22 protein-coding genes and 1 pseudogene are annotated in these 24,171 nt (G+C 63.9%); 15 read left to right on the top strand and 8 right to left on the bottom strand.

Translation table 11 applies throughout. The annotated features are described in order from the left end of the window. The first annotated feature begins 1 nt into the window (after position 1). Positions 2-256, top strand: a complete 255-nt coding sequence (locus FFF93_RS17110) for a hypothetical protein (protein ID WP_261375048.1) — start codon at positions 2-4, stop codon at positions 254-256. Here the strand turns inward: FFF93_RS17110 and FFF93_RS17235 are convergent. Then, a pseudogene (locus tag FFF93_RS17235) lies at positions 154-582 on the bottom strand (Ig domain-containing protein); the annotation flags it as partial. The gene FFF93_RS17110 and the pseudogene FFF93_RS17235 overlap by 103 nt on opposite strands. Here FFF93_RS17235 and FFF93_RS17120 point away from each other — a divergent pair. From FFF93_RS17120 to FFF93_RS09410, 3 genes are all read left to right on the top strand, one after another. Next, positions 548-1,150, top strand: a complete 603-nt coding sequence (locus tag FFF93_RS17120) for a hypothetical protein (RefSeq protein ID WP_261375050.1) — start codon at positions 548-550, stop codon at positions 1,148-1,150. The pseudogene FFF93_RS17235 and the gene FFF93_RS17120 sit on opposite strands and share 35 nt — an antisense overlap. A gap of 511 nt (positions 1,151-1,661) precedes the next feature. Beyond that, entirely contained in the window at positions 1,662-2,039 is a 378-nt protein-coding gene (locus tag FFF93_RS09405) for a VOC family protein (protein ID WP_138769142.1), read from the top strand. 10 nt (positions 2,040-2,049) lie between these two features. Next, the gene (locus tag FFF93_RS09410; protein ID WP_138769141.1) at positions 2,050-2,817 is read left to right on the top strand and encodes an SDR family NAD(P)-dependent oxidoreductase; all 768 of its coding nucleotides are present in this window, start codon (positions 2,050-2,052) and stop codon (positions 2,815-2,817) included. Position 2,818: 1 nt separating this feature from the next. Here the strand turns inward: FFF93_RS09410 and FFF93_RS09415 are convergent, their stop codons facing one another. Both FFF93_RS09415 and FFF93_RS09420 read right to left on the bottom strand, forming a co-directional pair. Then, a complete protein-coding gene (locus tag FFF93_RS09415) occupies positions 2,819-3,676 on the bottom strand; it encodes a 3-hydroxyacyl-CoA dehydrogenase (RefSeq protein WP_138769140.1) in 858 nt (285 codons plus the stop codon). Between the two features lie 26 nt (positions 3,677-3,702). Then, a complete protein-coding gene (locus tag FFF93_RS09420; RefSeq protein ID WP_138769139.1) occupies positions 3,703-4,335 on the bottom strand; it encodes a TetR/AcrR family transcriptional regulator in 633 nt (210 codons plus the stop codon). 69 nt (positions 4,336-4,404) lie between these two features. On the opposite strand from FFF93_RS09420, the gene FFF93_RS17125 reads away from it, so the two are divergent. The 3 genes from FFF93_RS17125 to FFF93_RS09435 all read left to right on the top strand — a co-directional run bounded on the left by FFF93_RS17125 (position 4,405) and on the right by FFF93_RS09435 (position 10,040). Continuing rightward, positions 4,405-6,816, top strand: a complete 2,412-nt coding sequence (locus FFF93_RS17125; RefSeq protein WP_138769138.1) for an alpha/beta fold hydrolase — start codon at positions 4,405-4,407, stop codon at positions 6,814-6,816. A gap of 153 nt (positions 6,817-6,969) precedes the next feature. After that, entirely contained in the window at positions 6,970-9,117 is a 2,148-nt protein-coding gene (locus FFF93_RS09430) for a transglycosylase domain-containing protein (protein WP_138769137.1), read from the top strand. Positions 9,118-9,191: 74 nt separating this feature from the next. Further along, on the top strand, positions 9,192-10,040 hold the full coding sequence (locus FFF93_RS09435; protein WP_138769136.1) for an SDR family oxidoreductase: 849 nt from the start codon (positions 9,192-9,194) through the stop codon (positions 10,038-10,040). A 30-nt stretch (positions 10,041-10,070) separates the two neighbouring features. On the opposite strand, the gene FFF93_RS17130 is transcribed toward FFF93_RS09435, so the two are convergent. After that, positions 10,071-10,202, bottom strand: coding sequence for a hypothetical protein (locus FFF93_RS17130; protein WP_261375051.1), 132 nt, complete (start codon positions 10,200-10,202; stop codon positions 10,071-10,073). A 55-nt stretch (positions 10,203-10,257) separates the two neighbouring features. On the opposite strand from FFF93_RS17130, the gene FFF93_RS09440 reads away from it, so the two are divergent. After that, complete coding sequence (locus FFF93_RS09440) at positions 10,258-10,869, top strand: TMEM175 family protein (RefSeq protein ID WP_138769135.1); 612 nt, start codon at positions 10,258-10,260, stop codon at positions 10,867-10,869. A gap of 95 nt (positions 10,870-10,964) precedes the next feature. Beyond that, entirely contained in the window at positions 10,965-11,714 is a 750-nt protein-coding gene (locus tag FFF93_RS09445) for a hypothetical protein (protein ID WP_138769134.1), read from the top strand. A gap of 47 nt (positions 11,715-11,761) precedes the next feature. On the opposite strand, the gene FFF93_RS09450 is transcribed toward FFF93_RS09445, so the two are convergent. After that, positions 11,762-12,559 carry a dioxygenase gene (locus FFF93_RS09450; protein WP_138769133.1) on the bottom strand — a complete coding sequence of 266 codons (798 nt, stop codon included), beginning with the start codon at positions 12,557-12,559 and terminating at the stop codon, positions 11,762-11,764. Positions 12,560-12,619: 60 nt separating this feature from the next. Continuing rightward, positions 12,620-13,561 carry a GlxA family transcriptional regulator gene (locus FFF93_RS09455; RefSeq protein ID WP_138769132.1) on the bottom strand — a complete coding sequence of 314 codons (942 nt, stop codon included), beginning with the start codon at positions 13,559-13,561 and terminating at the stop codon, positions 12,620-12,622. A 111-nt stretch (positions 13,562-13,672) separates the two neighbouring features. Here FFF93_RS09455 and FFF93_RS09460 point away from each other — a divergent pair, with 111 nt between their 5' ends. The 5 genes from FFF93_RS09460 (at position 13,673) to FFF93_RS09480 (ending at position 18,462) form a co-directional block, all read left to right on the top strand. Next, a complete protein-coding gene (locus tag FFF93_RS09460; protein WP_138769131.1) occupies positions 13,673-15,094 on the top strand; it encodes a DJ-1/PfpI family protein in 1,422 nt (473 codons plus the stop codon). Further along, positions 15,091-16,098 (top strand): alpha/beta fold hydrolase, encoded by a 1,008-nt coding sequence (locus FFF93_RS09465; protein ID WP_138769130.1) that lies wholly within the window; start codon positions 15,091-15,093, stop codon positions 16,096-16,098. The genes FFF93_RS09460 and FFF93_RS09465 overlap by 4 nt, the downstream gene beginning before the upstream one ends. A gap of 108 nt (positions 16,099-16,206) precedes the next feature. After that, positions 16,207-16,458, top strand: coding sequence for a hypothetical protein (locus FFF93_RS09470; protein ID WP_186372124.1), 252 nt, complete (start codon positions 16,207-16,209; stop codon positions 16,456-16,458). A gap of 172 nt (positions 16,459-16,630) precedes the next feature. Continuing rightward, on the top strand, positions 16,631-17,404 hold the full coding sequence (locus FFF93_RS09475; protein ID WP_138769129.1) for a hypothetical protein: 774 nt from the start codon (positions 16,631-16,633) through the stop codon (positions 17,402-17,404). A 380-nt stretch (positions 17,405-17,784) separates the two neighbouring features. Continuing rightward, on the top strand, positions 17,785-18,462 hold the full coding sequence (locus tag FFF93_RS09480; RefSeq protein ID WP_138769128.1) for a DUF4230 domain-containing protein: 678 nt from the start codon (positions 17,785-17,787) through the stop codon (positions 18,460-18,462). A 437-nt stretch (positions 18,463-18,899) separates the two neighbouring features. Here FFF93_RS09480 and FFF93_RS09485 read toward each other — a convergent pair whose 3' ends face one another. Both FFF93_RS09485 and FFF93_RS09490 read right to left on the bottom strand, forming a co-directional pair. After that, positions 18,900-20,888 carry a DUF262 domain-containing HNH endonuclease family protein gene (locus FFF93_RS09485; protein ID WP_261375424.1) on the bottom strand — a complete coding sequence of 663 codons (1,989 nt, stop codon included), beginning with the start codon at positions 20,886-20,888 and terminating at the stop codon, positions 18,900-18,902. Next, complete coding sequence (locus FFF93_RS09490) at positions 20,888-22,279, bottom strand: DUF262 domain-containing protein (RefSeq protein WP_138769126.1); 1,392 nt, start codon at positions 22,277-22,279, stop codon at positions 20,888-20,890. The genes FFF93_RS09485 and FFF93_RS09490 overlap by 1 nt, the downstream gene beginning before the upstream one ends. Before the next feature lie 658 nt (positions 22,280-22,937). On the opposite strand from FFF93_RS09490, the gene FFF93_RS09495 reads away from it, so the two are divergent. Next, on the top strand, positions 22,938-23,753 hold the full coding sequence (locus FFF93_RS09495) for a hypothetical protein (protein WP_138769125.1): 816 nt from the start codon (positions 22,938-22,940) through the stop codon (positions 23,751-23,753). Positions 23,754-24,171 lie beyond the last annotated feature (418 nt).

Raw genomic sequence — 24,171 nt, forward strand, 5'->3', positions numbered from 1 at the left:
CGTGGCGGTTGCCGGCGGCGTCGACGCCGTGAACACCGGGGCCGCCTGGGCGGCACTGACCGTGATGGTGCGTGCGGGCGTGACCGCGTCCGGGCTTACCCCGTTGGTCGCGGCGACCGTGAACGTCGAGGACCCCGCCGACGTCGGCGTACCGGACAACACCCCGGTGCCGGCGTTCAGGCTCAACCCCGCCGGCAGCGACCCCGACGCCACGCTAAAGGTCGGCGCCGGGTTGCCGGACGCCGCGAAGGTGTAGCTGTAGGCGGTCCCCACCGTGGCGGTCGCCGGCGGCGTCGACGCCGTGAACACCGGAGCCGCCTGGGCGGCACTGACCGTGATGGTGCGTGCGGGCGTGACCGCGTCCGGACTCACCCCGTTCGTCGCGGCGACCGTGAACGTCGAGGACCCCGCCGACGTCGGCGTACCGGACAACACCCCGGTCCCGGCGTTCAGGCTCAACCCCGCCGGCAAGGACCCCGACGCCACGCTAAAGGTCGGCGCCGGGTTGCCGGACGCCGCAAACGTGTAGCTGTAGGCAGTCCCCACCGTGGCGGTTGCCGGCGGCGTCGACGCCGTGAACACCGGAGCCGCCTGGGCGGGCCTGATCTCGATGAGAGACAAATTCCACCTGTCGTTCGTCGGGGCGGTGTCATTGATGCGTACCGTCGACGGCGCCGTGGCCGTGCCGGGCGCGGTTTGGCGCTGCGTCCAGAACGTGCCACCCGCGCCGGCGAGGAACTCGTCGACCTTGGTTTGGCCGGCTCCCACGGTACGGGCGACGGCCCGGCTCCAGTCATTGCCCGCACCCCACACCCAGGAACCGGTGCGGGTTGTCGTCAGGGAAGCGGTCGGCGCTCCAGTGGGGCCACTCGATCCCCCGACCGCCCCGTCCGTGGACGTGTCCGCGCCCGTGAAGGTGGCTACCGTGATGGAGGCTTGGTATGACCCGTTGTGTGTTGCCGTCACTCGTGCGTTCGTGAGGAGGCTGCTCGACACCGCCTGCCAGATTTCGGCCGTCCCGTACTGGACGTTGGTGCGTTTCCGCAGACGCCAGGTGAGCCCGCCGCCGGTGACGGAAGTGAATTGCTGGGACCTCGAGATGGCGGGGCCATCAGCGGTGACAAAGGCAATCAATAATTCCTTGCTTTGACTGGTGGTAAAGGCAGGAGAGACGACTGACCGGGAAAAGGAGGACTGGTGCGCACTGACCACCTTGTCTGTCGCCAATCCCCCCGCCGCCTCAGCGGGTAGTGGAACCAGGCTGAAACCGATGATTGCGATAATCAGGACTAAACGGGCAGTGAACGGTCCACGCATGAATTCCCCACAATTCTTCGTTGAATCGGATCACCCATTTCGACCTGGCGTCGAGCCGCGCGGTCACGGTTCAGATGTAGTCCAGGTCCTGGGTGTGCCGGGCTGCGTTTTTGAAGACCTAGGTGAATTCCAAGGTCGACGATGGCTTCGGGAGGTGGAGCGGGAAGACCGGGGTAACCGCCCCGGGAGCCCTCATCCTAACGAGCCCCGAGACGCAACTTCCTCAGTGGCGCGTACCTGTTAACCCCCGCACCATACGCGTTAATGCGGTTGCCTTACTTATCGCCTGCTTGCTCGACATATGGCTAGGCGCCGCGAGGCATCCCGTGGGCTATCGTGGTGCCATGCCGAGCCAGCTAGCTACAGTTGCCATCGACGCGATCAATCCACAGGTGGTGGCCGACTTCTGGTGCGCCGTCCTCGGCTGGCATGTCCTCGAAGCGGACACTGGCATCATCAGCATCGGGCCGCGCGACAAGACGCACCCTTCCATCGATGTGATCGCGGTCCCTGAGCGCAAAACTGTCAAGAACCGGCTGCACTTCGACCTGCGCGCCGACGGCGTGACGACTGCCGAGGAGCTCGGGCGGCTGCTGGCCCTCGGGGCAAGGCGCAAGGACGTGGGCCAAGGCCCGGACGTCAGCTGGGTGGTACTGGCTGATCCCGAGGGCAACGAGTTCTGCCTGCTGTCCCGCTCCGTCCAGGACGTGGACCAAGACTAGGGGGAACTGCGTGACACGCATCTTCATCACCGGCTCCGCCGCTGGGCTGGGGCTCGGCGCCGCTGTGACCTTGCTCGACGAGGGCCACGACGTCGTCCTTCACGCCCGCACTCCCGAACGGACAAAAGACCTCGGTGCCCTGGCTGCCCGGGCGGCCGGCGTCGTCGTCGGCGATCTCAGCAGCGGAGCGGAAACCCGTTCACTGGCCAAGCAGGTGAACAGCATCGGCCGCATGGACGCCGTCATCCACAACGCGGGCACCTACCTTGAGCCAACACGTGGTAGCACCCCCGAGGGGCACGCACGGACGCTGGCAGTGAACACCTTGGCGCCGTACCTGCTCACGGGGCTGATCGAGAGGCCCGACCGCTTGATCTTCCTCAGCAGCGGCCTGCACCGGAGCGGCGGCGGCCCACTGCAGGACATTGACTGGACCCAGCGGCGCTGGAACGCCGGCCAGGCGTACGCCGAGAGCAAGCTCTACGCCACCACGCTCGCCTTCGCGGTCGCGCGCCGCTGGCCCAGCGTGCTGAGCAACGCCGTCGACCCCGGCTGGGTACCCACCAAGATGGGCGGTCCCGGAGCGCCCGATGACCTGGAAATGGGGCACCTGACTCAGACCTGGCTGGCCACCAGCTCCGACCCGGCCGCACTCACCAGCGGCGGCTATTGGCACCACCGCACCCTTCGCAGCCCTGCCGCCGAGGCCCTGGACCCCGGTTTCCAGGACCGGCTCCTGGGTCTGCTCGGGGACCTGACCGGCGTCACCTTGTTCTGAGTCAGTACGTATAGAAACCTTCGCCCGTCGCGACGCCGAGCTTGCCCTGGTCGATGTAGTTGTCCTTGAGGTACCGGGCGAACGCCTGCGACCCGACGTCCCTGGACGACGACGCAATGTTGTACGCGGTTCCCAGGCCCACGACGTCGAAGATCTGGAACGGTCCGCTCGGCGCTCCGGTGGCGATGCGCCACGTCTTGTCGATCGTTTCCGGGCTGGCCACGCCCTGCAGCAAGAGGCCGGCGGCCGCGTTCAGGAGCGGGACCAGCAGCGAATTCAGGACGTAGCCGGCCTTCTCCTTCCTGATCTCGATCGGCTCCAGCCCGCTGTTTTTCGCGAACTCGACGACGGCGTCGAACGCGGCCGGGTCGGTGTCGGCAGTGCCCATCACCTCGGCGATGTTCTGCGCCCAGATGTTGTTGGCGTAATGGAGGGCGAGGAAGCGGTCGGCGCGGCCGGTCGATTCCTTGAGGTCGCTGGGCAGCAGCGTCGACGAATTCGTGGCGAAGATGGTCTTGGCCGGGGCCAGGTCCGCGAGCTTGCGGTAGACCTCCCGCTTAAGTTCGAGCACTTCGGGGACGGCCTCGATCACGAGGTCTGCATCGGCGACGGCGTCCCCCAGGTCTGCGGTCAGGCGCAGCTTGCCCAGGGCCGCCTCGGCTTTCCCCTCCGCGGCGCCGGCAACCTTCGCTGCGCGGTAGGTGCCGGCAAGCCGCGCAAAGCGCGCCTCGGCCTTCACGAGGGCGTCGGCGTCAATGTCATAGGCGGTGACGGCGAATCCGTGGAAGGCGGCCTGGTAGGCGATTTGCGAGCCGAGCACGCCGGTGCCGAGCACTGTCAACGTCTTGATGTGGGGCATCTGCGTTCTTCCTTTCGACGCTGGCATTACCGGCGTCCGGGGTTGTCGGTTCCATAGATACTGCGGATCCAGATGGTTGATAGCACATCCAGGGCGTGGGATTCTTCGATGGCGGGCGTTTCATGGTTGAGAACCGCTGTGATCACCCGCTCGTTCATCAGGTTGAGGCTTACCGCCAGGTCCCGCGCGTCGACCCCCTGTGGCGCAGCCCCTCGATCCTGTTCGGACTGGATCACGTCACTCGAGAAGTCGGCCCAGGACTGCATCGACTTGGACCAAAGCGCACCCACCGCCTCGTTCCGGGCGCGCGCTCCGATGGCCGCGCTGGCGACGCCGCGGTGGGCCACGAACACCTCGACGAACATGCCGATGGAGCGCGTCCACGCGCCAGCGGGGTCGCTCGCGAAATCCCGCGGCAGTGCGCCCACCCGGTGTTCCACCTCGGTAATCACTCGGTCGAGGAGGGCCAGCAGCACTTCGTCTTTGGAGGAGAAGTAGAAATAGAAAGTAGGGCGTGAGATGCCGGCGCCCCGGGCAAGATCCTCGATCGCGATCTCGTCGAAAGCCCGCTCGCCGAGGAGCGCCTCGGCGGTGAGCAGAATAGAGTCTTGGCGCTCATCCCCCGAGACCCTTGTGCTGCGTCGTCCTCGCTGAACCATGGGCCCATCCTAGCCCCACGACTCAACACCCTGTTGACTCTCTCAACTCCGAGTCGATAGCTTGGTCTCATGAGCGAACACGTGGATGTGTTGATTGTCGGCGCCGGGCTAAGCGGCATAGGTTTCGCCAGCCGGCTGAAGCGCGAGCTGCCCGGAAAGACCTTCACGATTCTTGAGTCCCGCGGCGCGGTGGGTGGCACCTGGGATCTTTTCCGCTATCCGGGCGTCCGCTCCGACAGCGACATGTACACGCTCGGCTACTCCTTCCGGCCCTGGGCCGGCGCCAAGGCCATCGCCGACGGCGACTCCATCCGCGAGTACATCGAGGCGACTGTTGCCGACGAAGGCCTCGCACCGCAGCTCCGGCTCAATCACCGGGTGATCTCGGCCGAATGGTCAAGCGACACCGCACTGTGGACGGTGACGGCAGTCCCGACGTCGGGCGGAGAATACCGGGCTGACGATGCGTCCGGCCCCGGCGAGTCTGTCACGTTTACCTGTTCGTTCCTGTCCGTCTGCTCCGGTTACTACCGCTACGACGAGGGATTCACCCCGGCCATTGAGGGGGCCGAGACGTTTGCGGGCTCGATCGTCCACCCGCAGCACTGGCCGGCCGACCTCGAGTACGCGGGCAAGCAGGTGGTGATCATCGGCAGCGGGGCCACCGCCGTGACACTCGTGCCCTCGATGGCAAAGTCGGCCGCCAAGGTGACGATGCTCCAGCGCTCCCCCACCTACATCGCCCCCGTGCCGTCGCGGGACCACCTGGCCGACCGCCTCCGAGGCAAGCTGCCGGCGCAACTGGCGTACGACGTCGTGCGCGCCAAGAACATTCTCTTTTCGATGTTCACCTACCAACTCAGCCGACGGCGGCCGGAGACAATGAAGGCAATCCTCCGGAAGTCGGCCATCGCCAAACTGCCGGACGGCTTTGCGGTCGACACGCACCTGGCGCCGTCCTATGAGCCCTGGGACCAGCGGCTCTGCGCGATCCCCAATGGCGATCTCTACCGTGCGATCAGTGCCGGCACCGCCGAGATCGTGACAGACACGATCTCGCGGATCACCCCGGACGGGATTGACCTAGCCTCGGGCGGGTCGATCCCGGCCGACGTCATCGTCACGGCAACGGGACTGAACCTGCTGGTGATTGGCGGCATGACGCTCACCGTTGACGGCGACCCCGTGGACGTCGGCAAAACGTTGACCTACAAGGGCATGATGCTCGACGGCGTCCCCAACTTTGCGCTCACCGTCGGCTACACCAACGCCTCCTGGACGCTCAAAGCGGACCTGGTGGCTGGGTACGTCTGCCGGGTGCTGAAGTACCTCGACCGCCGGAACCTGCAGTGGGTGGCACCGGCCGCGCCTGCCGAGGTGGCCCAGGGTGAGCTGTCCTCCCTGATTGACCTGAAGGCCGGCTACATCTTCCGCGGGGCAGGTCAGCTGCCCCGGCAGGGCGCGGGCTCACCCTGGCGGCTGCACCAGAACTACTTCCGCGACTTCGCCCTGCTGCGCGCAGGGCGGCTGACGGACCGGGTCCGTTTCGGCCGGCGGGGCCAACGCGTGCAGCCCGCCGGCGGCACGGCACTCCGGCCGCGGGACCCGCTGGCATTGCCCGGCGCCGGATACGTCGACGCCGGCGGTGCGCGGCTGCGGTCCCGGAAAACCGGCAACGGGAACCCCGTGCTGCTCCTGCATGGCATCGGCCAGAGCCTGGAGGACTGGAACGAGCAACACGAGCGACTCTCGGCACGCCACACCGTCATCAGCGTGGACCTGCCCGGCTTCGGCTATTCCGACCGTGTTCCGGGGCAGGCGACGCTGGCGAAGCTTGCGGGCGTACTCCCGGGCTTCCTCGACGCTCTTGGGGTGCACGAGCCGCTGCCCGTGATGGGCAACTCGCTCGGCGGCGCCGTCGCCATGAAGCTAGCTGCGGACCACCCGGACCGCGTCTCGGCCCTGGTCCTTGCCAACAGCGCGGGTTTCGGCAAGGAGGTCGCACTGGTGCTGCGCCTGCTCGCGGTCAGGCCGCTCGCTGCACTCCTCATGCACCCCGACGAGGCGGCTTCACACCGCACGGTCCAGGCACTCTTCTATGACAAGGAACTGGTGACCGGTGACCGCGTCGGCCATGCCTTCGCGCTGTCGCAGCGGGCCACACACCGCAAGACACTGCTCGACGTCGCCCGCGACCTCGGAACCGTTTCCGGCGTCCGGGCCGAATGGCGGACGGCCCTTATCCAGGCGTTGGCGCAGTCGGCCGTTCCCACGCTTGTGGTGTGGGGAACCCACGACCACATCCTCCCCCACAGCCATCTGGCGGCGGCGGTCAAGGCCTTCCCGCACGCCGAGTCGTACGTCTTCTCGAAGACCGGACACATGCCCCAGATCGAACGGCCCGACGAGTTCGCCGAAGTAGTAGAGGAGTTCCTCGCCCGGGTCCCTGCGGTCCTGTCCGGAAGCGATAGCTCTCGCTAGACCGACGGCCCGCCCGTCAAGAATTCCCACACAGAAGAAGGCCCCGACACCCCGCCCGCGGGCAATGCTTCCTGACCGGGGCCCGCGTCTGGCCGTCACACGGCCTGCGGCGTAGTCTGGGCACAGGTTTTGAGCGCACTAGCTGGTCAGAAAATGGCGCCGAAGAAACGAATCGGATCTCGTGTGGCCGCGACCCTTTGGAGGGTCCTCGGATTCCTCACCGTGAGCGCCCTCAGCGGAGTCCTCGCAGCCAGCCTGGCCATCCCCGGCGTCGCCGCCGCCGGCCTCGCCGTCAGCAGGTCGATTATCTTCTTCAACAACCTCCCTTCCGAACTCAAGGTGGATCCGCCGTCGCAGGCAACCAAAGTGCTGACCGCGGACGGCAAACCGATCGCCACCTTCTTCGCGGAGAACCGTGTAAGGGTGAGGCTGGACCAGATGTCGCCCTACATTAGGGACGCGATTGTCGCCATCGAAGACAGCCGCTTTTTCCAGCACGCCGGCGTCGACCCGCAAGGTATTCTGCGCGCCGTCGCCTTCGACCTGATCAGCGGCGGCCGGCAAGGCGCCTCCACGCTGACCCAGCAGTACGTCACGAACGTCACCAATGAATCGTTGTTGTCCGCGGACAAGACCGATCAGGTCATCCTCAGCGGGCAGAAGAGTATCGGCGATAAGGTGCGCGAGATGAAGGTAGCCATCGAGCTGGAAAAGCGTTACACCAAGGACCAGATCCTCGAAGGCTATCTCAACATCGTGTTCTTCAACCGGGACGCCTATGGCATCGAGGCCGCGGCACGGCATTTCTTCAGCACCACCGCCAAAGACCTCACGCTGCCGCAGGCGGCCCTGCTGGCCGGCCTGGTCAACAGCCCCAGCTTCTACGATCCCGCCACCCATCCGGAAAACTCCCTCAAGCGCCGCAACCAGGTCCTGGACAAGATGCTGAGCGAGCGGAAGATCTCCCACGCCGAACACGACGCCGCCGTCGCCGTCGGCGTGGACCTGAAGCTCACAGCCGCGAAACAAGGCTGTGCAGCGGCGGACATCGCGCCGTACTTTTGCGACTACATCGCCCACCTGATCCTCAACAACCCGGCCTACGGCGTCGATGCCGCGGATCGGGAGAAGAAGCTGTACCGCGGCGGCCTGACCATTACCACCACGCTGGACAGCAGGCTGCAGGGGGCAGCGCAGGCACAGGTCGATGCTACGGCCGGGGCCAACCCGGACAAGTGGGGCGCATCCTTGGTCTCCATCGAACCGGGCACCGGCAGGATCGTTGCCATGGCGCAAAATACCGTTTTTCTCCCGGAGCCGGGGAAATTTGATACGCAACTGAACTTCAATGTGGATTCCAAGGACGCCAAGGGGAACGACCTCAACGGCGCCGGCGGGTTCCAACCCGGGTCCACCATGAAGCCGTTTACCTTTGCGGAGTGGCTCAATGAAGGCAAGTCGATGGTGGCTGTTGTGGACGCTTCCCGGCGGCGCTATCCGCTGGACTTTCCTTGGAAGTCCAGCTGCGGAAAGGTCCTGGGCGCCTACGACACGGCGCAGGCCGCCCTCGGCGCCGCGGAGGATCTTAAGAACAACGACGAGGGCTACTACCGCAGGATGCCCGTCAATTACGGGCTCTACAACTCCATCAACACCGCAACCTTCGCTGAAGCCACCCAACTGGACTTCTGCGGCATCCAGAAAATAGTGGATGCCGTCGGACTCCACAGCGGCGTGGATAACGCCCCGGTGAACATGCACCAGCTCGGCAACCTGCTCGGGGCCATCGGCGTGGCGCCGCTGCACCTGGCCAACGCGTTTGCCACGTTTGCCGCTGACGGCAGGTACTGTGCCCCGATCGCCGTCGCCGCCGTGAAGGATGCAGGGGGTCGGGACCTCCCGGCCCAAGTCAGCGAATGTCGCAACGCGCTCAAGCCCGAGGTAGCCCGCGGCGTGAATTCGGTGCTCCAGGACGTGCTGAAACGGGGGTCCGGAATCTATATCGAACCCAAGGTCCAGAACCATGTGCCCGCTGCGGCCAAGACCGGGACTTCCAACACCAACGGCGCCACCTGGGTGGTCGGCTACACCTCCGGGCTGGCGACCGCGTCCTTCTTCGGGGACACCCTGGCGGGCCAGAAACGGCCGGGCCAAAATGTCACCATCAACGGCAAGTTCTACAAGGCCGTTGACGGATACATGCTCGCCGGTCCGCAGTGGGCGAATTACATGCTCCAAGTGGCGGGACTCTACCCGGCCGCGCCGTTTCCTCCGCCGCCGGCGTCCATGACCAAGCCCTAAGCCTCGTTTCCACCTCGGCACGGAGTCCGACGACAGCTCTTGCTCTCCGCAGCCGCTGCGCGTATGAGAGAAGCATGAGCTCGCAACGAGACGTCCTCCACGGACGCGTAGCGGTCGTGACCGGCTCGACACGCGGTCTGGGGTTCGCCATGGCGCGCCTGCTGGGGCACCAGGGGGCGACGGTGGTGCTTGCGTCAAGATCGGACGTCGACGTCGCCGCCGCAGTGGCGCGGCTGCGGACGGAAGGGATCGCGGCGTCCGGACGTCGCTGCGACACCGGGGAGCTCGCCGACGTGGAGGCCCTTCGCGACGAGGCGCTAAGCCGCGGGACGCTCGATATCTGGGTCAACAACGCCGGAGTCTCCGGCGTCTTCGGGCCTACGGCGTCCACGCCGGTCGACGACTTCACGCGGGTGGTGCGCACGAATATCCTCGGCACGTTCCACGGGTCGAGAGTTGCGTTGCCGGTGTTCCTCGGCCAGGGCCGCGGCGACCTCGTCAACGTCTACGGCCAAGGCGACCGGGGGCCCGTGCCGCTGCAGAATGCCTACGCGTCGAGCAAGTGCTGGGTCCGGCAGTTCACCCAGACGTTGCGGCTGGAGACCAGAGGCACCGGCGTCCGGGTGCATGGCATGAACCCGGGGCTGGTGGTGACGGACCTATTGGGGCACGTCACGTCCCAGCAGGGGTACGACCATCGACTGGGCGCGCTGCAGGTGGTCGTCGGATTGTGGGGACAGACGCCCGACGACGCCGTGCGCCCCCTCCTCGATCTCGTAACATCGGACACGGCCGAGTTCCGGTATCTGACGAAGACCACCATGGTGACCCGTGGGGTGCGCAACGTGCTGGCCGGACGGCTCCGCCGGGCCAACCGCATGCCCCTAAGCGTCACGGTCCTGGACACGAACGGCCGCGGCTGACACCTGCGGCAGCTATGGCGCCGGTAAGACTCAGTACCGGTAAAAGCCCTCGCCCGTCGCGACGCCGAGTTTGCCCTTGTCGATGCACGCCGCAGTGGTGGAGGAGTTCCTCTCCCGTCGTGTGGCGGGCGAGAGGCCGCCGTCGTCTGCTCCGACCGACATCGCCGTTGCCCAGGGAGTCTGCCGCGAGCATGATGACTTGAATGGAGGAAACGTTGTGAATAAGAATCGCCTGGAGGCGTTCAGCGACGGCGTCCTGGCCATCATCATCACGATCATGGTCCTGGAACTGCGGGCGCCGGAGGAACCGACCTGGTCCGGCCTGGCCGCCGTCCTGCCGACCTTCCTCAGCTACCTGCTCAGCTTCGTCTACGTGGGTATCTACTGGAACAACCACCACCACATGATCCACCTGGCCGACTCAGTCAACGGCTCAGTCCTCTGGGCCAACCTGCACCTGCTGTTCTGGCTGTCACTGTTCCCGTTCAGTACCCGCTGGATGGATGAGTCGGGCTTCGTCGAGGTACCGGTGCTGGTCTACGGGATCAACTTGTTCTGCGCAGCCATCGCCTACTTTGTCCTGCAGCAGACGCTGATCCGCCGGCAGGGCCGGGACGGCGCTCTGTCGCGCGCCATCGGCAGGGACTGGAAGGGCAAGGCGTCGCCGTTGATCTACCTGGCGGGCATAGCTACCGCGTCCGTGCAGCCGTTGCTCGGGCTTGCGCTGTACACGGCGGTGGCCCTGATCTGGCTCGTTCCGGACCGCAGGGTTGAACACTTCGTCACGCAAGGGGGTCGGGGCCAGAACGGCGAACGACGCACAGGGTAAATACTTGGCCTCGCCTGTAACTCCTGGCCACATTCCGGAAACTTTGTTTTCAAGCGGGCATTCAGCCCGCTGTCACAGAACTTGGGGGTTACACAATGAATTCACACCGCGCCGCATTCCTCACGGCAGTCGCCATGGCGGGAATCTCCGCCAGCCTCGTCCTGGCCGGCTGCGGGTCGCAGCCCGGAACTCCTGCCACAGCCCCGGACCTTGCCGTGAGTAACACGGCAGAGCGCACGGCAACACTGAACGTACCGGCGTCGTCGTCACCGACTGCCCCCTCTACCGGCGGGGTACCGGCGTCGAAGGCTCCCGCCCCATCGGCGAAGCACGCGTCCCCGGCGCTGAAGACCTTCACTTTCCCGGATGGCCACATCTCCTTCGCCTACCCGGAGGCCTGGACGGTGCGGACCATACTCCCGCAGGCCGGTCTTCCCGGAGTTGAAGCGATCGTCGCCGACGCTGCGGGCAACGATCTGCTCACCCTGGCCAACGGCGTCAACGCCGGCTGCACGGGCGGTCCCGTGTCGCGACAGGTCTTCGACCAAGCCGCGGTTCCCGGAATGGCGGGGCCGAACGATACGGAACCCGGTTTCGGCTTCGTTGCGGAATCCGCTGGCAACGGCGACGCCTACTTCATGGGGCTCGCCGATCCCCGGTCGCTGAAAGAAGGCGACGGCGTCTCGTCCTGGTGCAATCTCGTCCCCACAGCAAACGGCGGACTTTTCACCCGTGTTCACTTCAACGACCCGGGCTTCCCGAACAAGGGCGCAGCCAAGGCCTGGATGGCGACCGATCAGTACGCCCAGCTCAAGGCGCTGATACTGAGCCTGCGCTACGCCTGAGCCTTCTTGTCCGGCCCGGCCGCCTTACCGGCAGCCGGGCCGGACCTTTAGGTCAGGGTCCAGGAACGCTTGGACAGTCCGAACCAGAATCCGTCGATTGCGGTTTTGGCGTTCAGGTCGCCAGACTCGTAGGCCGCTCCGAGCGCAACATACAGCGGGGCCCAGTGTTCACTGCGGGGATGCGCCTCGCGGGCTGCCGGAGCCTTGTGGAGGAAGTCCAGGATGGAGTCGACGTCGCCGCGCGCCACGGCTTCCTCGGCCCAGTGATCGAACTCCCGGGAGACCGACGGCGGGGTGCTGTCGGGTCCGCCGGCGGGGTTGAACCAGCGCAGGTTGTGCGTGGTGAAGCCGGAGCCGACGATCAGCGTGCCGCGGTCGCGCAGCGGCGCCAGCGACTTGCCCAGATTGAACAGGCCCTGCGGATCCAGGGTGGGCATGGACATCTGCACCACCGGTACGTCAGCGTCCGGGAACATCTCCTTGAGCGGGACGTAGGCGCCGTGGTCCAGGCCGCGGAACTCGTCGCGTTCGACGTGGTGGCCGTGGCCTGCCACGAGCTTCTCCACCTCGGTGGCGAGCTCGGGAGCCTGCGGCGCGTCGTAAGTGACGTCGTAGTACTTCTGGGCGAAGCCGCCGAAGTCGTAGACCAGTCCGGGGTTTCGCTTGGTGGCGCTGAGCGTGACCGGGGCGTTTTCCCAATGAGCGGACACCATCAGGATGTCCTTGGGCTTGTCAAAGGTGCCGGACCAATTCTTGAGTTCGCGGGTCCACGTGGCGTCGTCAGCCAGCGGCGGCGCGCCATGGCTGAGGAAGAGAACCGGAGGGCGGTCGAGTGTCGAAGTCATGACTTCAGCTTAGCCGGATTTACTTGAAGGTTCAAGTGTATACCTGAGCCCAGTCCCTGCCTAGGTACGGTCACGGCCCCGGTAAAGACGCCGGTAACCGGACGGCGTCGTGTTGAGCTCACGCATGAAGTGAAGCCTGAAGTTGGCCGTCGTTCCCAGCCCGCACCGGGCCGCGATCGCTTCCATGGTCAGATCGGTTGTTTCCAGCAGTCGGCACGCCTCGGCAATCCGCTGGCCGGTCAGCCAGCGCAGCGGCGTCGTCCCTGCTTCGGCCAGGAATCTTCGGGCGAAGGTGCTTGGCGCCCATCCGGCGTGGGCGGCCAGGTCCCCCACAGAGAGCGGCTCCGCCATGTGCTGGCGCGCCCAGGTGCATGTTGGGCCAAACTGGGCCAGTGGCACAGCAACGGGACGTTCAATGAACTGGGCCTGCCCGCCCTCGCGGTGCGGCGCAACGACCATGCGCCGGGCGATGCGGTTGGCCGTTTCTGTTCCATAGTCCTTGCGGACCAGGTGAAGGCACAGGTCGATGCCGGCGGCGACGCCGGCGCTGGTGCTGATGGCGCCGTCGTCGACGTACAGGACTTCCGCGTCAACGGTCACCGCGGGGTGCAGGGTCTGGAGCTGCTGCGCATTCCTCCAGTGGGTGGCTGCCCGCCTGCCATCCAGGAGCCCCGCAGCTGCGAGCGCAAAGGCACCAGTACACACCGAGACCACCCGGGCCCCGCCGGCGGCCGCCTGACGAAGTGCGTCGCTTACAGCTGCAGGGGGGTCGTTGAGGGGCTCGAATCCCGGCACCACGATCGTATTGGCAGTTGCCAAGGCATCGAGTCCCGCTGCGGCGTAGACAGGGAATCCCGACGTCGTGGCAATCATGCCGGGCTCCGCCGCGCAGATTCGGAACGAATACCTTTCCCGCTCGTCCTCGTGGCCGAAGACCTGCGCAGGTATGGCGAGGTCGAAGGCGACGACCCCGGGCAACGCCAGCGCAACCACGTGATGCATGAAGTTACTGTACCCACCAGCCGGGCTCCGGAACCTGCTGGAGCAGAATCCTTTTCATAGGAGGTATTTTTACCACTCTCCCCCAAGCACCGAAGCTGACAGCGTTGGGCTATGCGCAAATATCCAAGGACACTGCACCGGCTGGGCCACGCCGCCCTGGCCGTCGCCCTCGCGGGTGCCGCCCTCGCCTCCGTCCTGCTCGCCGGCACTGCCGTGATCAGGCACGACCTCGGTTTGGGCTCTGCGAACGCCAGTCCCGTTGGGCCTGCTCCCAACGCCCCGAAGCCGGCGGCCGGAACGATCCACGTTGCCATCGTTCTGGGCCGAAGCGGGACCGAGGCGGCCGATGCACTGGCCCCCTACGAGGTTTTCGCCCGGTCGCCCAAATTCGCCGTGACAACGGTTGCGGAAGCCAGGCTGCCCGTCCAGCTGGTGGGTGGCCCCGCGGTCGTACCGACAAGCACTTTCGCCGAGGTGGACAGCGGAACGACGCCCGCACCGGACCTGCTGGTGGTGCCCGCGGTCGAGGACCCAACCGGAGACAGCGAGGCCGCCACAAGATCCTGGATCGTTCGGCAATCCGCCCAGGGCATCCATATCCTCGGGATCTGCGCCGGGTCCGTGCTGCTCGCCGAGGCGGGAGTGCTCGACGGGCACCGCGCCACCTCGCACTGGTCACGGATCGGCTCACTGCAAAAGAGCCGGCCCGGCGTGCAGTGGATCGGCGGTCAGCGCTTCGTCCAGGACGGCCCGATGACGACGACGGCCGGCGTGACGTCCGGCATCCCCGGGGCACTGCAGCTTATCCATGACCTGGCCGGGCCGGCGGAAGCTGCGCGGGTCGGCGCGGAGGTCGGTTATCCGGGCTGGTCACCGACCGGGAGCACGGCCATTACCGAACAGGCTTTCAGCGCCAGCGACGCGCCCGTCGCGCTCAATGCGGCACTCCCCTGGTTCCGGCCCACCGTCGGCGTCGGCCTGACCGACGGCATCGGCGAGATTGACGCCGTCGCGCCCTTCGAGGTGTATGCCGTCTCCGGTGCCGCACGAACGGTTGCTGTCGCCGCCACACCGTCTGTCACAACCCGCCACGGGATGGTTCTGCTCACAGCGCCTCCGTCCACTGGCTGGCCGGCGATGGAGCGGTTGATCCTGCCCGGAAGCGCCGCAGACGACCCGCGGCTCACCACGTGGGCAGCGCAACGGGCCCTCAGCACAACCGCCCTGCCGGCGCCGTCGCACCCTGGCACGGCCTTCGATGCCGCCCTCGAGGATTTGTCCCGGCGTGCAGGCAGCGCCGCGGCCACTTCGACGGCCAAATTCATCGATTACCCCACCGCCCAGCTCCGGCTGCACACCGACACGACAGACACCCGCTCACTGTGGCTCAGCGCCCTGGCGGTGGCCGCCGCCGTCGGCATCGGCGCGCTGCCCGGACTGATCCGCTCCGCCATCCGCAAAGCACCGTCCACAACACCCGCAACGGCATCCGCACCCCGCCGTGCCGCCAGCCCAGAAGGAAACATGTCATGACCACCACCGCCCCCAGCGGAAAATCGCGCAGGATCCGGAAGATTTGGATCGCCCTTGCCACCTTGGCAGCGCTGGCAGCCGCCTCCACCGCAACCAATCTGGTGATCGAGAAGGCCGAACGTTCCTCGATCGCTCCCTACGGCGAGAGGGTGCCGGTCAGCCACGGCACGCTGAACGTCTACCGCACCGCCGGCGGCCGGGGACCTGGCGAAAGGGGCGCGGGCACGGTCGGCCCCGGCAAGACGATAGTGCTGATGAGCGGGCTGGGCACTGCGGCGCCGGCCCTCGACTTCGCCCCGCTCATCCGCGAGCTCGGCGGCTACGACGTTGTGGTCGTGGAGGGATTCGGTTACGGGTACAGCGACATGTCCCCCAAGGAACGGACCGTTGAGAACATCACCGCGGAACTGCATGAAGCGCTGTCGAAAATGCACGTCGGCGGACCCTACATCCTCGCAGGCCATTCCATCGCCGGTCTATACACCCTCTACTACGCGAACCAGTACCGGACGGAAGTCTCGGCAGTCATCGGAATAGATCCCACGGTCCCGGCCGCCGGCGCCGGCCATCCCGACGCCAGCGCCGCTCCGGACGGCGTCAACTGGGGCCGCCTGCTCTCCACCACGGGAATTGTTCGCTGGGCCAGTGCCCTTGCCCCCGCTCTTGTCGAACCGGACGGCGACGGCTACTCGGCGGCCGAACGTGAGCAGATGCGCCGGATGAGCAGCTGGAACTTCGGCAATGCCGCGGTCGGCGACGAGACAAACCGGATCGCGGAGAATGCTCATACGGTGCAGGGTCTCCGTTACGCGGACGATCTCCCCGTCCTGACGTTTCTGGCCGGAGAGGGAATCCCTCCGAAGCAGGCCCTCCACGAGGAACGGCTGCGTAACGTCAGGCATCACGCCGTGGTTGTGCTCCCCGGCGGACATTACCTCCACTGGACGCAAGCCCGGGCCATGGCGCAGCACATCACGGCCTTCCTCAGCCAGGCACCCCGGTGACGCACGATGGGTTGACCGGGGAGCGGCCCACGCCGCCCATGATGCCGGGCTCGACGGCTTCTGGTCACTCCCGGGCCGGGCCTGTTGTACCTCCCGGGCTATGCACCGGTGGCCATCACTGAACGCATCACCATCCTCGTGATCCCCGTCGACGCCGCACCCGCCATGATCGTTCCGAGCTTGATCGTCCCGAGGCTCAAGCGGCCCGACGCCGAAGCGGCCGCTGGCGCCTCAATGCTGCGGATCACCGACTGGACTGACGGGAGCGACCCCTACGCGGAATCCGCAGCTCTGTCGGCCGGCACCGGACGGTATGCCGTCTCCGAGTCGGCCTGGGCCGTCACTTTCCTCGGCACATAAGTCTTACAGTCGCCGGACACCAGCCGCCCTCCCTTGCGCCGGCTAAAGAAAGGACCCCGCACGCGTCTGAGTGGGGGTCCTTTCGGTTTTCGAAGAGCTCACCGGTGGGACTGCGGGCCGGCCGCGGGATGACGTCCGTAGAGTGTCTGTGTGGACCGGTACCCTCGGGATCATGACTGAAAGCCCTCAACTGGTGAAACGAACACGCGATTGGATCTCCAGTGCCCGGTCATTTCACGCCCGGCAGCTCACCACGCACCGCAGGGTTAGACGCCTCGGAAAGACGCGACTGACCTTCACCACCGGCCAGGCCCTGACGAATCTGGGCGCCTTTTTCCTGGCCGGGTCAACAGGCACAGCAACCCTGCCGGATTGGGCAGTCGTTGGTGTCTTGGTCGTGGGGTTTCTCTTGGGCAGGTTCCTGTTTCCCATCCCGGTCAGCAGCATCGCCAGCCGGCGGGGCCCAAGCGATGTGGTGAGCAGAACCTCTGCGGAGCTGGACCGTATGACGCCGGAGGAAATCCGGGTTTACGAGAACAACATGGTGCTAAAGCACAGGCTCAAGGACTCCAGGGGGCTCGGCGCCGAACAGGCACTGCTACGCCAGCAAGAGGCGGCTCGAAATGCGGAGGAAGCCGCGGGTCTGGCCTCCGGAAACCTAAGCGGGCTGTCGTTGGCTGACGCGCAAGCCTTCGGCTCCGTTGCCGCACAGCATAAGCTCCTCGACAGCCAGTGGCTGGCCTACGAAGTTGACCCGAAACTGCAGTTCGATTTCCCGGCCATGTCCGACGCCGCTTTCCCCGCTACCGCGGCCATGATCAGGGCCAGGCGCAACGCCGAGCAGGCGAAGTCAGAATCCAACACGGCCAGCTACCGGTCCGCCGTGGCGGAGTTCCGCCAGGCGCTGACTGCAGCCGAGGCCGCCGCCGGGGTGCCCCGGAGGTAGCCGCCGGAGTCCCAAAATCCATCCAGGGAACGAAGAAGGCCCGCGGCGGCTGAAAGGTCCGCCATTCCGAAGTCAAAGGCTTGTTTGAGGATACGATGCAGTCAAACACGCGTCCGGCGTAGCGGGGTCGAGCGTGTTGGAACTGACCGTTTTGGGGAACACAGTGAAGCGTAGGACAAGGATTATCCTGGCAGCGGTGCTGGCTGTTAGCGCCGTTGCCTTACTTTCTGTCCGGTCCGCCGAGGAGAAGGTCACCGCAGACGCGGTCTCCCCCTCCGAGCGCTTCACCATTGACCGCCGCGCTTAGCTGAGCCACGAGGATTACTAGACCAACCTTTCCGCTGTCAGGCGGTGCGACCAACAATACGAAAAATGGGGCAATGACAACCACAGCAACATCCAATGCAAATCCGGTTACTCCGCCACCGCCGGGTTCCGGCCGGAAGGTTTCGTTGAAGAGAGGCATAGCACTTTTGCTAGTTGGCGCACTAGTCGCGATAGGCGGAGTGGCTGCGGCGAACGCGTTTGGATTCAATCCGTTCCATTCGGGCGGGAACGAAGGGGACCGCCCAGTCCTGATGTCGATTAAGAACGCCAGCCGATACCACGCCGCCGTCGGCAACATGGAGGTAGTTGTCGAGTTCAAGCCCGACGACACCCCCGCATGGGTGCCCGGCTTTATCGCTGGACGGCGCACGCTATTTGTCGCGGCCGGCACCGTCGATGCTTACGTTGACCTGTCGGGACTCAACGAAAAGGACTTGAAGTTGTCCCCTGACGGAAAATCGGTCACGGTGCGCCTGCCCGAGGCTCAGCTCGACAAGCCCAATCTCGACATGGAGCGGTCCCGTATGTTCGATCAAGAGCGCGGCATCTTTGACGGGATCGCCGATGCATTTGCCGCGCCGGACCAGGCAAAACTGTACAAGCTCGCCGAGACAAAGTTCACCGCCGCTGCGGAGGGCTCTGAGCTGCGGAAGCGGGCCACCGAAAACACCAAGGCATTTCTGACTACCCTGTGCGGATCACTCGGGGTGCAAGTCACCTTCGTAGATTAGGGCCGTCGGCACGGCCGGCGGAGGTGCTGGCCGAGTGGATTCTCTTTTCCGCAGAAACGACCCCGCATGCAAGAGCGTGCGGGGTCGTTTCGCTTGGGTCACACGAGTGTAGATGGACAGGCTACTTGGTCCTGAGGACCGTTTCCTGTCGGCTATTTTCGCGGTGGTATTGGCCTGGTTCCGCCTCTCCAGGGACAGGCAAGATGGTCCTTTTCTACACCCGAAGGAAAGACCCGGAGGCCAGTCCAAGCGGGGCTCGCGGAAAGCCTGCACTTGGCGCCTGCAATTCTGCACCGCGCGAAGGAAGGCTACTGAGCCGGCGCCTGACCCAACGTGTTACTGGGCGATGTCCAAGATCAGCGGCATGTGGTCAGAGGAACATTTCTTCGTGCCGCCGCTGTCATTGAGCCTTCTGCGACTGCGAGACCCGAAACGGGTCAATCCGCTAGGACGGCCTCGTCAAGGATCCCCGCAGAGTGGATGTCAACATCGTAGCCAGCCTCTCGAAGATCCTCGCGGAGCACGTTCACCATTGCCCGGTCGTGCTGGCGAATCGCCGTTCTGTCCCATATGGTTCCGCTCTTGACCAAGTCCGACATTAGTTGAAGTTTAGTGCTCTGCCTGACGATCTCTGTCTTGTTCGCCTTGTAGGGGGGCAGGTTGTTGCTGAATTTGGAGTTCGTGCTGACACTGACTAGCGCGAGGTTTCCGAACATGTGGAGCTCCTTATCATCAGGCGTCACCAGTTCCCAGCCGTCATCGTCCCGGTTGGCGTACTGAGGGAAGAAGTGCTCTACGGAGTTCCGGTACACGAAAGTGAAGTTGGGGTCGGCCGGGGAGTCGGGACCGGCACCCTCCGTTGCCAAGAGGTAGTCAAGGTAGGTGAACACGATCCGCTCAATATTGAACCCGGCTGGCTGGGACCCGACAAAGAATGCTTGCTGCACCTTCTGGCGCGCGTGTGTCCTTAAGACGGCGAGGATCGATTGAGCCGCGTCCTGCTGCGTCAGGCCGATGATCGGTTCGCGTAGGATTCTCGTGATCCAGTGCATTGTCCGCGGAGAGGTGTAGGTGACTCGGAACATTGATTGAAGCAGCAGCACGTCGCGTGTTGCATCGTCAACGGGGGTGTCTTCCCACTCCGCTCTGTCGGGCGAGAAGGCGTTGGGAAAGCGCGCATTGACCGTATTGCGATTGCCTTGTTGAGAGGCTGACTCTCCCCGGGTCAGGCGTTTGAGAGACCAGGCGCCGTCGTCAGCGTTGGTTGCCGTGAACTCACGCTTGAGAACGTAATTGTCCAGCACGAACTTGCATCGCAGGAGAACCTCGATGAACCGCTTGACCCGGTCCGACCGCTGAGTCTCGGAGAGAGGTTTGAAATCGATTTCGAAAAGCTTGATCAACTTGCCGTCGTCGAGGTGGCCATCGACGTCGTCCTCGCCGTCCTTCTCCCTCAGAACTTTTAGCGCGTGAAGGAGCAGAGTTGGGAACTTGATGGGGGACTCGAACCTGCGACTTTCGGAGTCTTCCTCGGTTGGCCCCGCAGGGGTTCTGGCGTAGAGCCGGAGCGCTTCGCCCAAGCTCACGCCCGCACTCCGGCTCACGCCGCTCCGGGCGTGAGCCTGCGGCCTTATGAGGCTCAGGTCATCGAATGTCGAAACCGTAAGGCCGTCCCATCTCGGACTAAATATTTTGTCTCGCAAGTCGGTGTTGTTTGGAGTCAGCGCCATTTGAATGTACGAGTTCATCTCAGCGCAGGCGTCCCAGACCCACGCGAGGCAAGCCCTATCGTCCTCAACCTCCCCCGCCTCGTTGCGCAGGTAACTCATTAGTCGCGCCTTGATAATGTCGACCTGCTCCAGCTGCTGGCCACGGGTGTTCATGATCTCGAAGTACTTATTCAAGTCGGTCTGTACAGGGAGAATCGCTCGCACGAGCTGCACGTTATCCTCCAGGAATCTCTGAAAAGTGTCTCGTTCTTCGGGGGTCCTGAACTTCGCCATGCGCGACTTGATCACCTGAAAGCCCAGGTGGATGCCGGCACCTTCGTCATCGTCCGAAGTCGTGAGGCGCGTCAGCGCTTGGGTCGCATTCCTCCGAGATTGATACGTGAGTTGCGCCTTCGGAGCGACTCCGAGGTGCGTCAATAGCATCAACAGGGTTGTCAGTCGTTGCTGACCATCAACGACCTCAAAGGTCACGCCATCCCTCCTGAGGTCGGGAGGCTTCCGGGCCACTATCAAATTACCTAAGAAGTAATCGTCAGCTTCCGCCTGTGCTGCCGCCCACACGTCATCAATGAGTTGCTCGATCTGCTCAACGCCCCAGGCATAGTTGCGCTGATAGATTGGAATTTCGTAGTGCGTTTTCACCTCATCAAAGAGCTCGCCGACCGTAAACAAATTCGCTGCTAATTTTTCGATCATCAACCGGCCAACCTATCCAAGAGCCGCATCAAATCCTGCTCATGCTTTGGGATGTCGTCTCGTCCTTTGACCTCGACGCGTAACCGCCGAAGTTCGGTCGAGGTCTCAGCACTCCGAAGAAGAACGAAAGCCGATGCACTGTGGTCTATGGAACTGGCGTGGTTGTTCACGGTGACTAGCTGAAGCCGCTGGTAGCTCGTCCGGAGGGTGTAGGCCCACGTGAACAACCGGCTCTTTGCCTCGCGAATCTCGACCTCGCCGAATTTGTTTGTGTAGTAGAGCAGTGCTGCCAGATAAAGCTCGGAAACGTATCGATACCTTGCTCGCGATGGGAGCTCGCGAAAGTCGTCGTCCGTGGACGCGAAGTGGCCCCAAGACTTTTCCTTGCCCTCGTTCCCGTCCTGTTCATCGAAGCCCTCTTCGCGGAGTCTTCGTAATTCTGCCAACATGAACGTAACCATCTCGAAGAAGGACCGTCCTGCGACCACGGGTGCGTCGATTTGGAAGCGCGTTCGGTTGGTCGTCCGGTTCGCTTCATCGGAGTGCTCAACCCAGGCCGCGAGCATAGGCACGGCGGTTTGAGCAGCGAGGTGGTAGCGCGCGGCGGGCGTGCTTGCCAATTTGGGTGTCAAGCCCTTGAAGGAGTCGATGTATCGCGTTGAGAAAGTTGGTGCCGAAAGTCCACGCGTCCACCGCTTGATACGCCAAAGGTACGTTGAGAAGAGCCGGTCGAGCTCTGCATCGGGGACATTCTGCCAACCCTCGACGAGGGCTTCTCGCATAGCGTCAGACTCGTCGCTCATCTCGCGCAGATGGTATGCCTTCAGCAAATCGTGTGGCAGCAGGGACTTGCCCCGATAGTTCTGTGAGTCGAAAACCCGAAAAGCCTCGTCCGCGTCATCCGTCTCCACTCGAATGATTTCGCAGGTGCTACGGATGAAGTCAGCAAAAGCTTCAGCTGGCTCCTCCATGTGTCTGACACGACGGGCCAACTCTGTACGGACCCGAACTACGCGAGCGGCTGGGTCCTCCTGCTCGATCGGCAGGACCTCGATATGGCCTTCGCTCGCCTCATCAAGTAGATCCAGCAATATTGTCAGGGTCAAGAGACGCTGCTGGCCGTCGACAACGTGGATCTGAACATTCTCGTTGTCCCTATGGAGGATAACGGCGCCGAGCACATACGAAGGCCATTGAACCTGGTCCGCATGTGGCAAAGCGTTCGGCGCAGCGTTTTCTGCCTTGAATGCCTCACGGATGTCGTCGAAAAGTTGGAGCGCAGTGGCAGGTTCCCAGCTGTAGGGCCTTTGATAGGACGGGATCGTCAGTCCTTCATCTAATAGCTCACCAACGGTGACAACTCTGACGCCCTTCTCGCGATCAATAGCCACACGACACCCCCCTCGCAGATTGGGCAACCAACCTGCAGCCCGTCATTGAGACTCTAGAGGACTAGCTGCCCTACACAGTGTTTCGGGTATCGATCTACAGCGCGTGTCCTATGAGAGCTCTGCTTCGCGGCACGGGTAGACCTATACCAAAGATGAACTGGCAAAGCTGAAGAGCTACCAGAAAGCTGACCTCCCGATCGTCGATATAGCAGCCGCCGTGGAACGAACCGTGCTCGGAACCGGAAGGCGAATGATTGACCTTCAGGTGCCCTAATCCTGGGCACCAGGACCCGCTTATAGTTCCAGTCCTAAGATGGAACCAGTGTCGGAACAAGGAGGACAGGCCGTAAACTTCAGGGACGGAATTTTGAAATTGGGGGCAACAATCATGCCAGAAGCTACCTACGGTTCGGCTGCGGTGAGGCCTGCTGCCTCGACCCCTCAGCTTGGTGCGCTAACGGATGTATTGCACAAGCTGAGGATCTTGGCCGGCCAGAACAAGCTGCCGACGGGTGCACAGCCCTCGCGACGCAATTTCGCTGCCTTGCGCGCAGTTTGCCGCGATAAACCTAGGAACCTTCTGTCTCGTCTCACCGAGTCGCCCCATGCGGGCCTAGCGGCACTGTCCTCGACGTTGCTTCTCACGAAAGGCTAGGCCATGCTGATCAAGCCCGTGTCGCTCCTCCGAGACCTGCACTTATTGGACACTCCTGTGGCCTACGTCCGCAGATCAGATGTCCATCTGCTTACCGCCAGGCGGAACGCCTGGAACAACAAAATGCTTAATCGATACACGACTACCGCACCCGCTTTCAGTACCGTAATGTCGGCGTGGAAATCAGCGGAGGGGCGAAGGGGGCCTGGAACCTATTTCGAGATTGACGAGATACCGTCGTTGGTGTTCGATCTTGACGGGTTTAGCTTGGTCGTAATCCACATTAATGCTTCTCAGGTGTTCAAATCTTGGAAGATTCCTGCGGCACTGGCCCCCCGTGATTCCCCGATGACGGGTCTTGAGGTCCTTAGATTGTTTTCCGGCGGTCATTACAGGGAAGCATCGTCAGGTTGGCGAATTTCTGACGGAGAACCTCACGTCATCCTTGGAATCGTGGAAAGCGCCGCAGTTGCCACTTCCTATGGCGAGACTCACGTTCTTTTGAGGCGCTCATCACCTAAGTCCGGAAAGTTGACCTTCAACATTGCGCAAAGGACTGGCGCCAATGCTGCGCATCTGGAACGCATAATTGAAGAGTTAGGCCACCTGACTCTTCAAAAATACCCCGTACACGACATCCACCAGTGGGGCGGCGAGTATTTCTGCAAAACGGACACCAGGAAGCTCTATAACACAGAACCGCAGCGCCTGAACGACTACGGATTTCCGGTCCCCCTCACCGCAGCTCACGAGCCCCCGGCGTTCTGCGCGGCGTGCCTCCGATGGTTTAACGGCAGGCGCCCCGAAGGGGGCGGATAACACCGAGCCCTGGGCTTGCGTTGAAAGCTCTGATTGGCACCTAGTTCAGCACGTAGTGGTCGGTGCGGCAGGCTAGCTCCCGGCGAGAATCGCCAGATACGGACCAGCGTGATTCCGGGGTTTGTTGGACTACTGCTCAGCGGTCGCAAAACCGGCAGGGCTATCGACTTGAGTGGCTTGAAAAGGACTCTCCCGATTACGGTCCTGGCTCAAACGACGCAACGGCTCGTCAAACGTCCTCGGGAACAACACCGTGGCCACACTTTGGGGTCAACCAGGACCGCCTGAGCCGGTAGGCGCCCACAGGGAAGCTTGGGTATCCCCGCCCCAAAAGATCAACCTATTGGCACACTGACCCGGATAGGTGGGCGGGTCAGGGACACCCGCTGCTCGATCCCGACCGGCACGTGACCTGCGG

Origin of the sequence: Arthrobacter sp. KBS0702 (assembly GCF_005937985.2) — a bacterium.
Taxonomy (GTDB): domain Bacteria; phylum Actinomycetota; class Actinomycetes; order Actinomycetales; family Micrococcaceae; genus Arthrobacter.

Bases quoted from the DNA above. Each gene is read 5' to 3' on its own strand.
- FFF93_RS09405 (WP_138769142.1), top strand. From the start codon at position 1,662: ATGCCGAGCCAGCTAGCTACAGTTGCCATCGACGCGATCAATCCACAG.
- FFF93_RS09415 (WP_138769140.1), bottom strand. From the start codon at position 3,676: ATGCCCCACATCAAGACGTTGACAGTGCTCGGCACCGGCGTGCTCGGC.
- FFF93_RS09420 (WP_138769139.1), bottom strand. From the start codon at position 4,335: ATGGTTCAGCGAGGACGACGCAGCACAAGGGTCTCGGGGGATGAGCGC.
- FFF93_RS17125 (WP_138769138.1), top strand. From the start codon at position 4,405: ATGAGCGAACACGTGGATGTGTTGATTGTCGGCGCCGGGCTAAGCGGC.
- FFF93_RS09430 (WP_138769137.1), top strand. From the start codon at position 6,970: ATGGCGCCGAAGAAACGAATCGGATCTCGTGTGGCCGCGACCCTTTGG.
- FFF93_RS09435 (WP_138769136.1), top strand. From the start codon at position 9,192: ATGAGCTCGCAACGAGACGTCCTCCACGGACGCGTAGCGGTCGTGACC.
- FFF93_RS17130 (WP_261375051.1), bottom strand. From the start codon at position 10,202: ATGTCGGTCGGAGCAGACGACGGCGGCCTCTCGCCCGCCACACGACGG.
- FFF93_RS09445 (WP_138769134.1), top strand. From the start codon at position 10,965: ATGAATTCACACCGCGCCGCATTCCTCACGGCAGTCGCCATGGCGGGA.
- FFF93_RS09450 (WP_138769133.1), bottom strand. From the start codon at position 12,559: ATGACTTCGACACTCGACCGCCCTCCGGTTCTCTTCCTCAGCCATGGC.
- FFF93_RS09455 (WP_138769132.1), bottom strand. From the start codon at position 13,561: ATGCATCACGTGGTTGCGCTGGCGTTGCCCGGGGTCGTCGCCTTCGAC.
- FFF93_RS09460 (WP_138769131.1), top strand. From the start codon at position 13,673: ATGCGCAAATATCCAAGGACACTGCACCGGCTGGGCCACGCCGCCCTG.
- FFF93_RS09465 (WP_138769130.1), top strand. From the start codon at position 15,091: ATGACCACCACCGCCCCCAGCGGAAAATCGCGCAGGATCCGGAAGATT.
- FFF93_RS09475 (WP_138769129.1), top strand. From the start codon at position 16,631: ATGACTGAAAGCCCTCAACTGGTGAAACGAACACGCGATTGGATCTCC.
- FFF93_RS09480 (WP_138769128.1), top strand. From the start codon at position 17,785: ATGACAACCACAGCAACATCCAATGCAAATCCGGTTACTCCGCCACCG.
- FFF93_RS09485 (WP_261375424.1), bottom strand. From the start codon at position 20,888: ATGATCGAAAAATTAGCAGCGAATTTGTTTACGGTCGGCGAGCTCTTT.
- FFF93_RS09495 (WP_138769125.1), top strand. From the start codon at position 22,938: ATGCTGATCAAGCCCGTGTCGCTCCTCCGAGACCTGCACTTATTGGAC.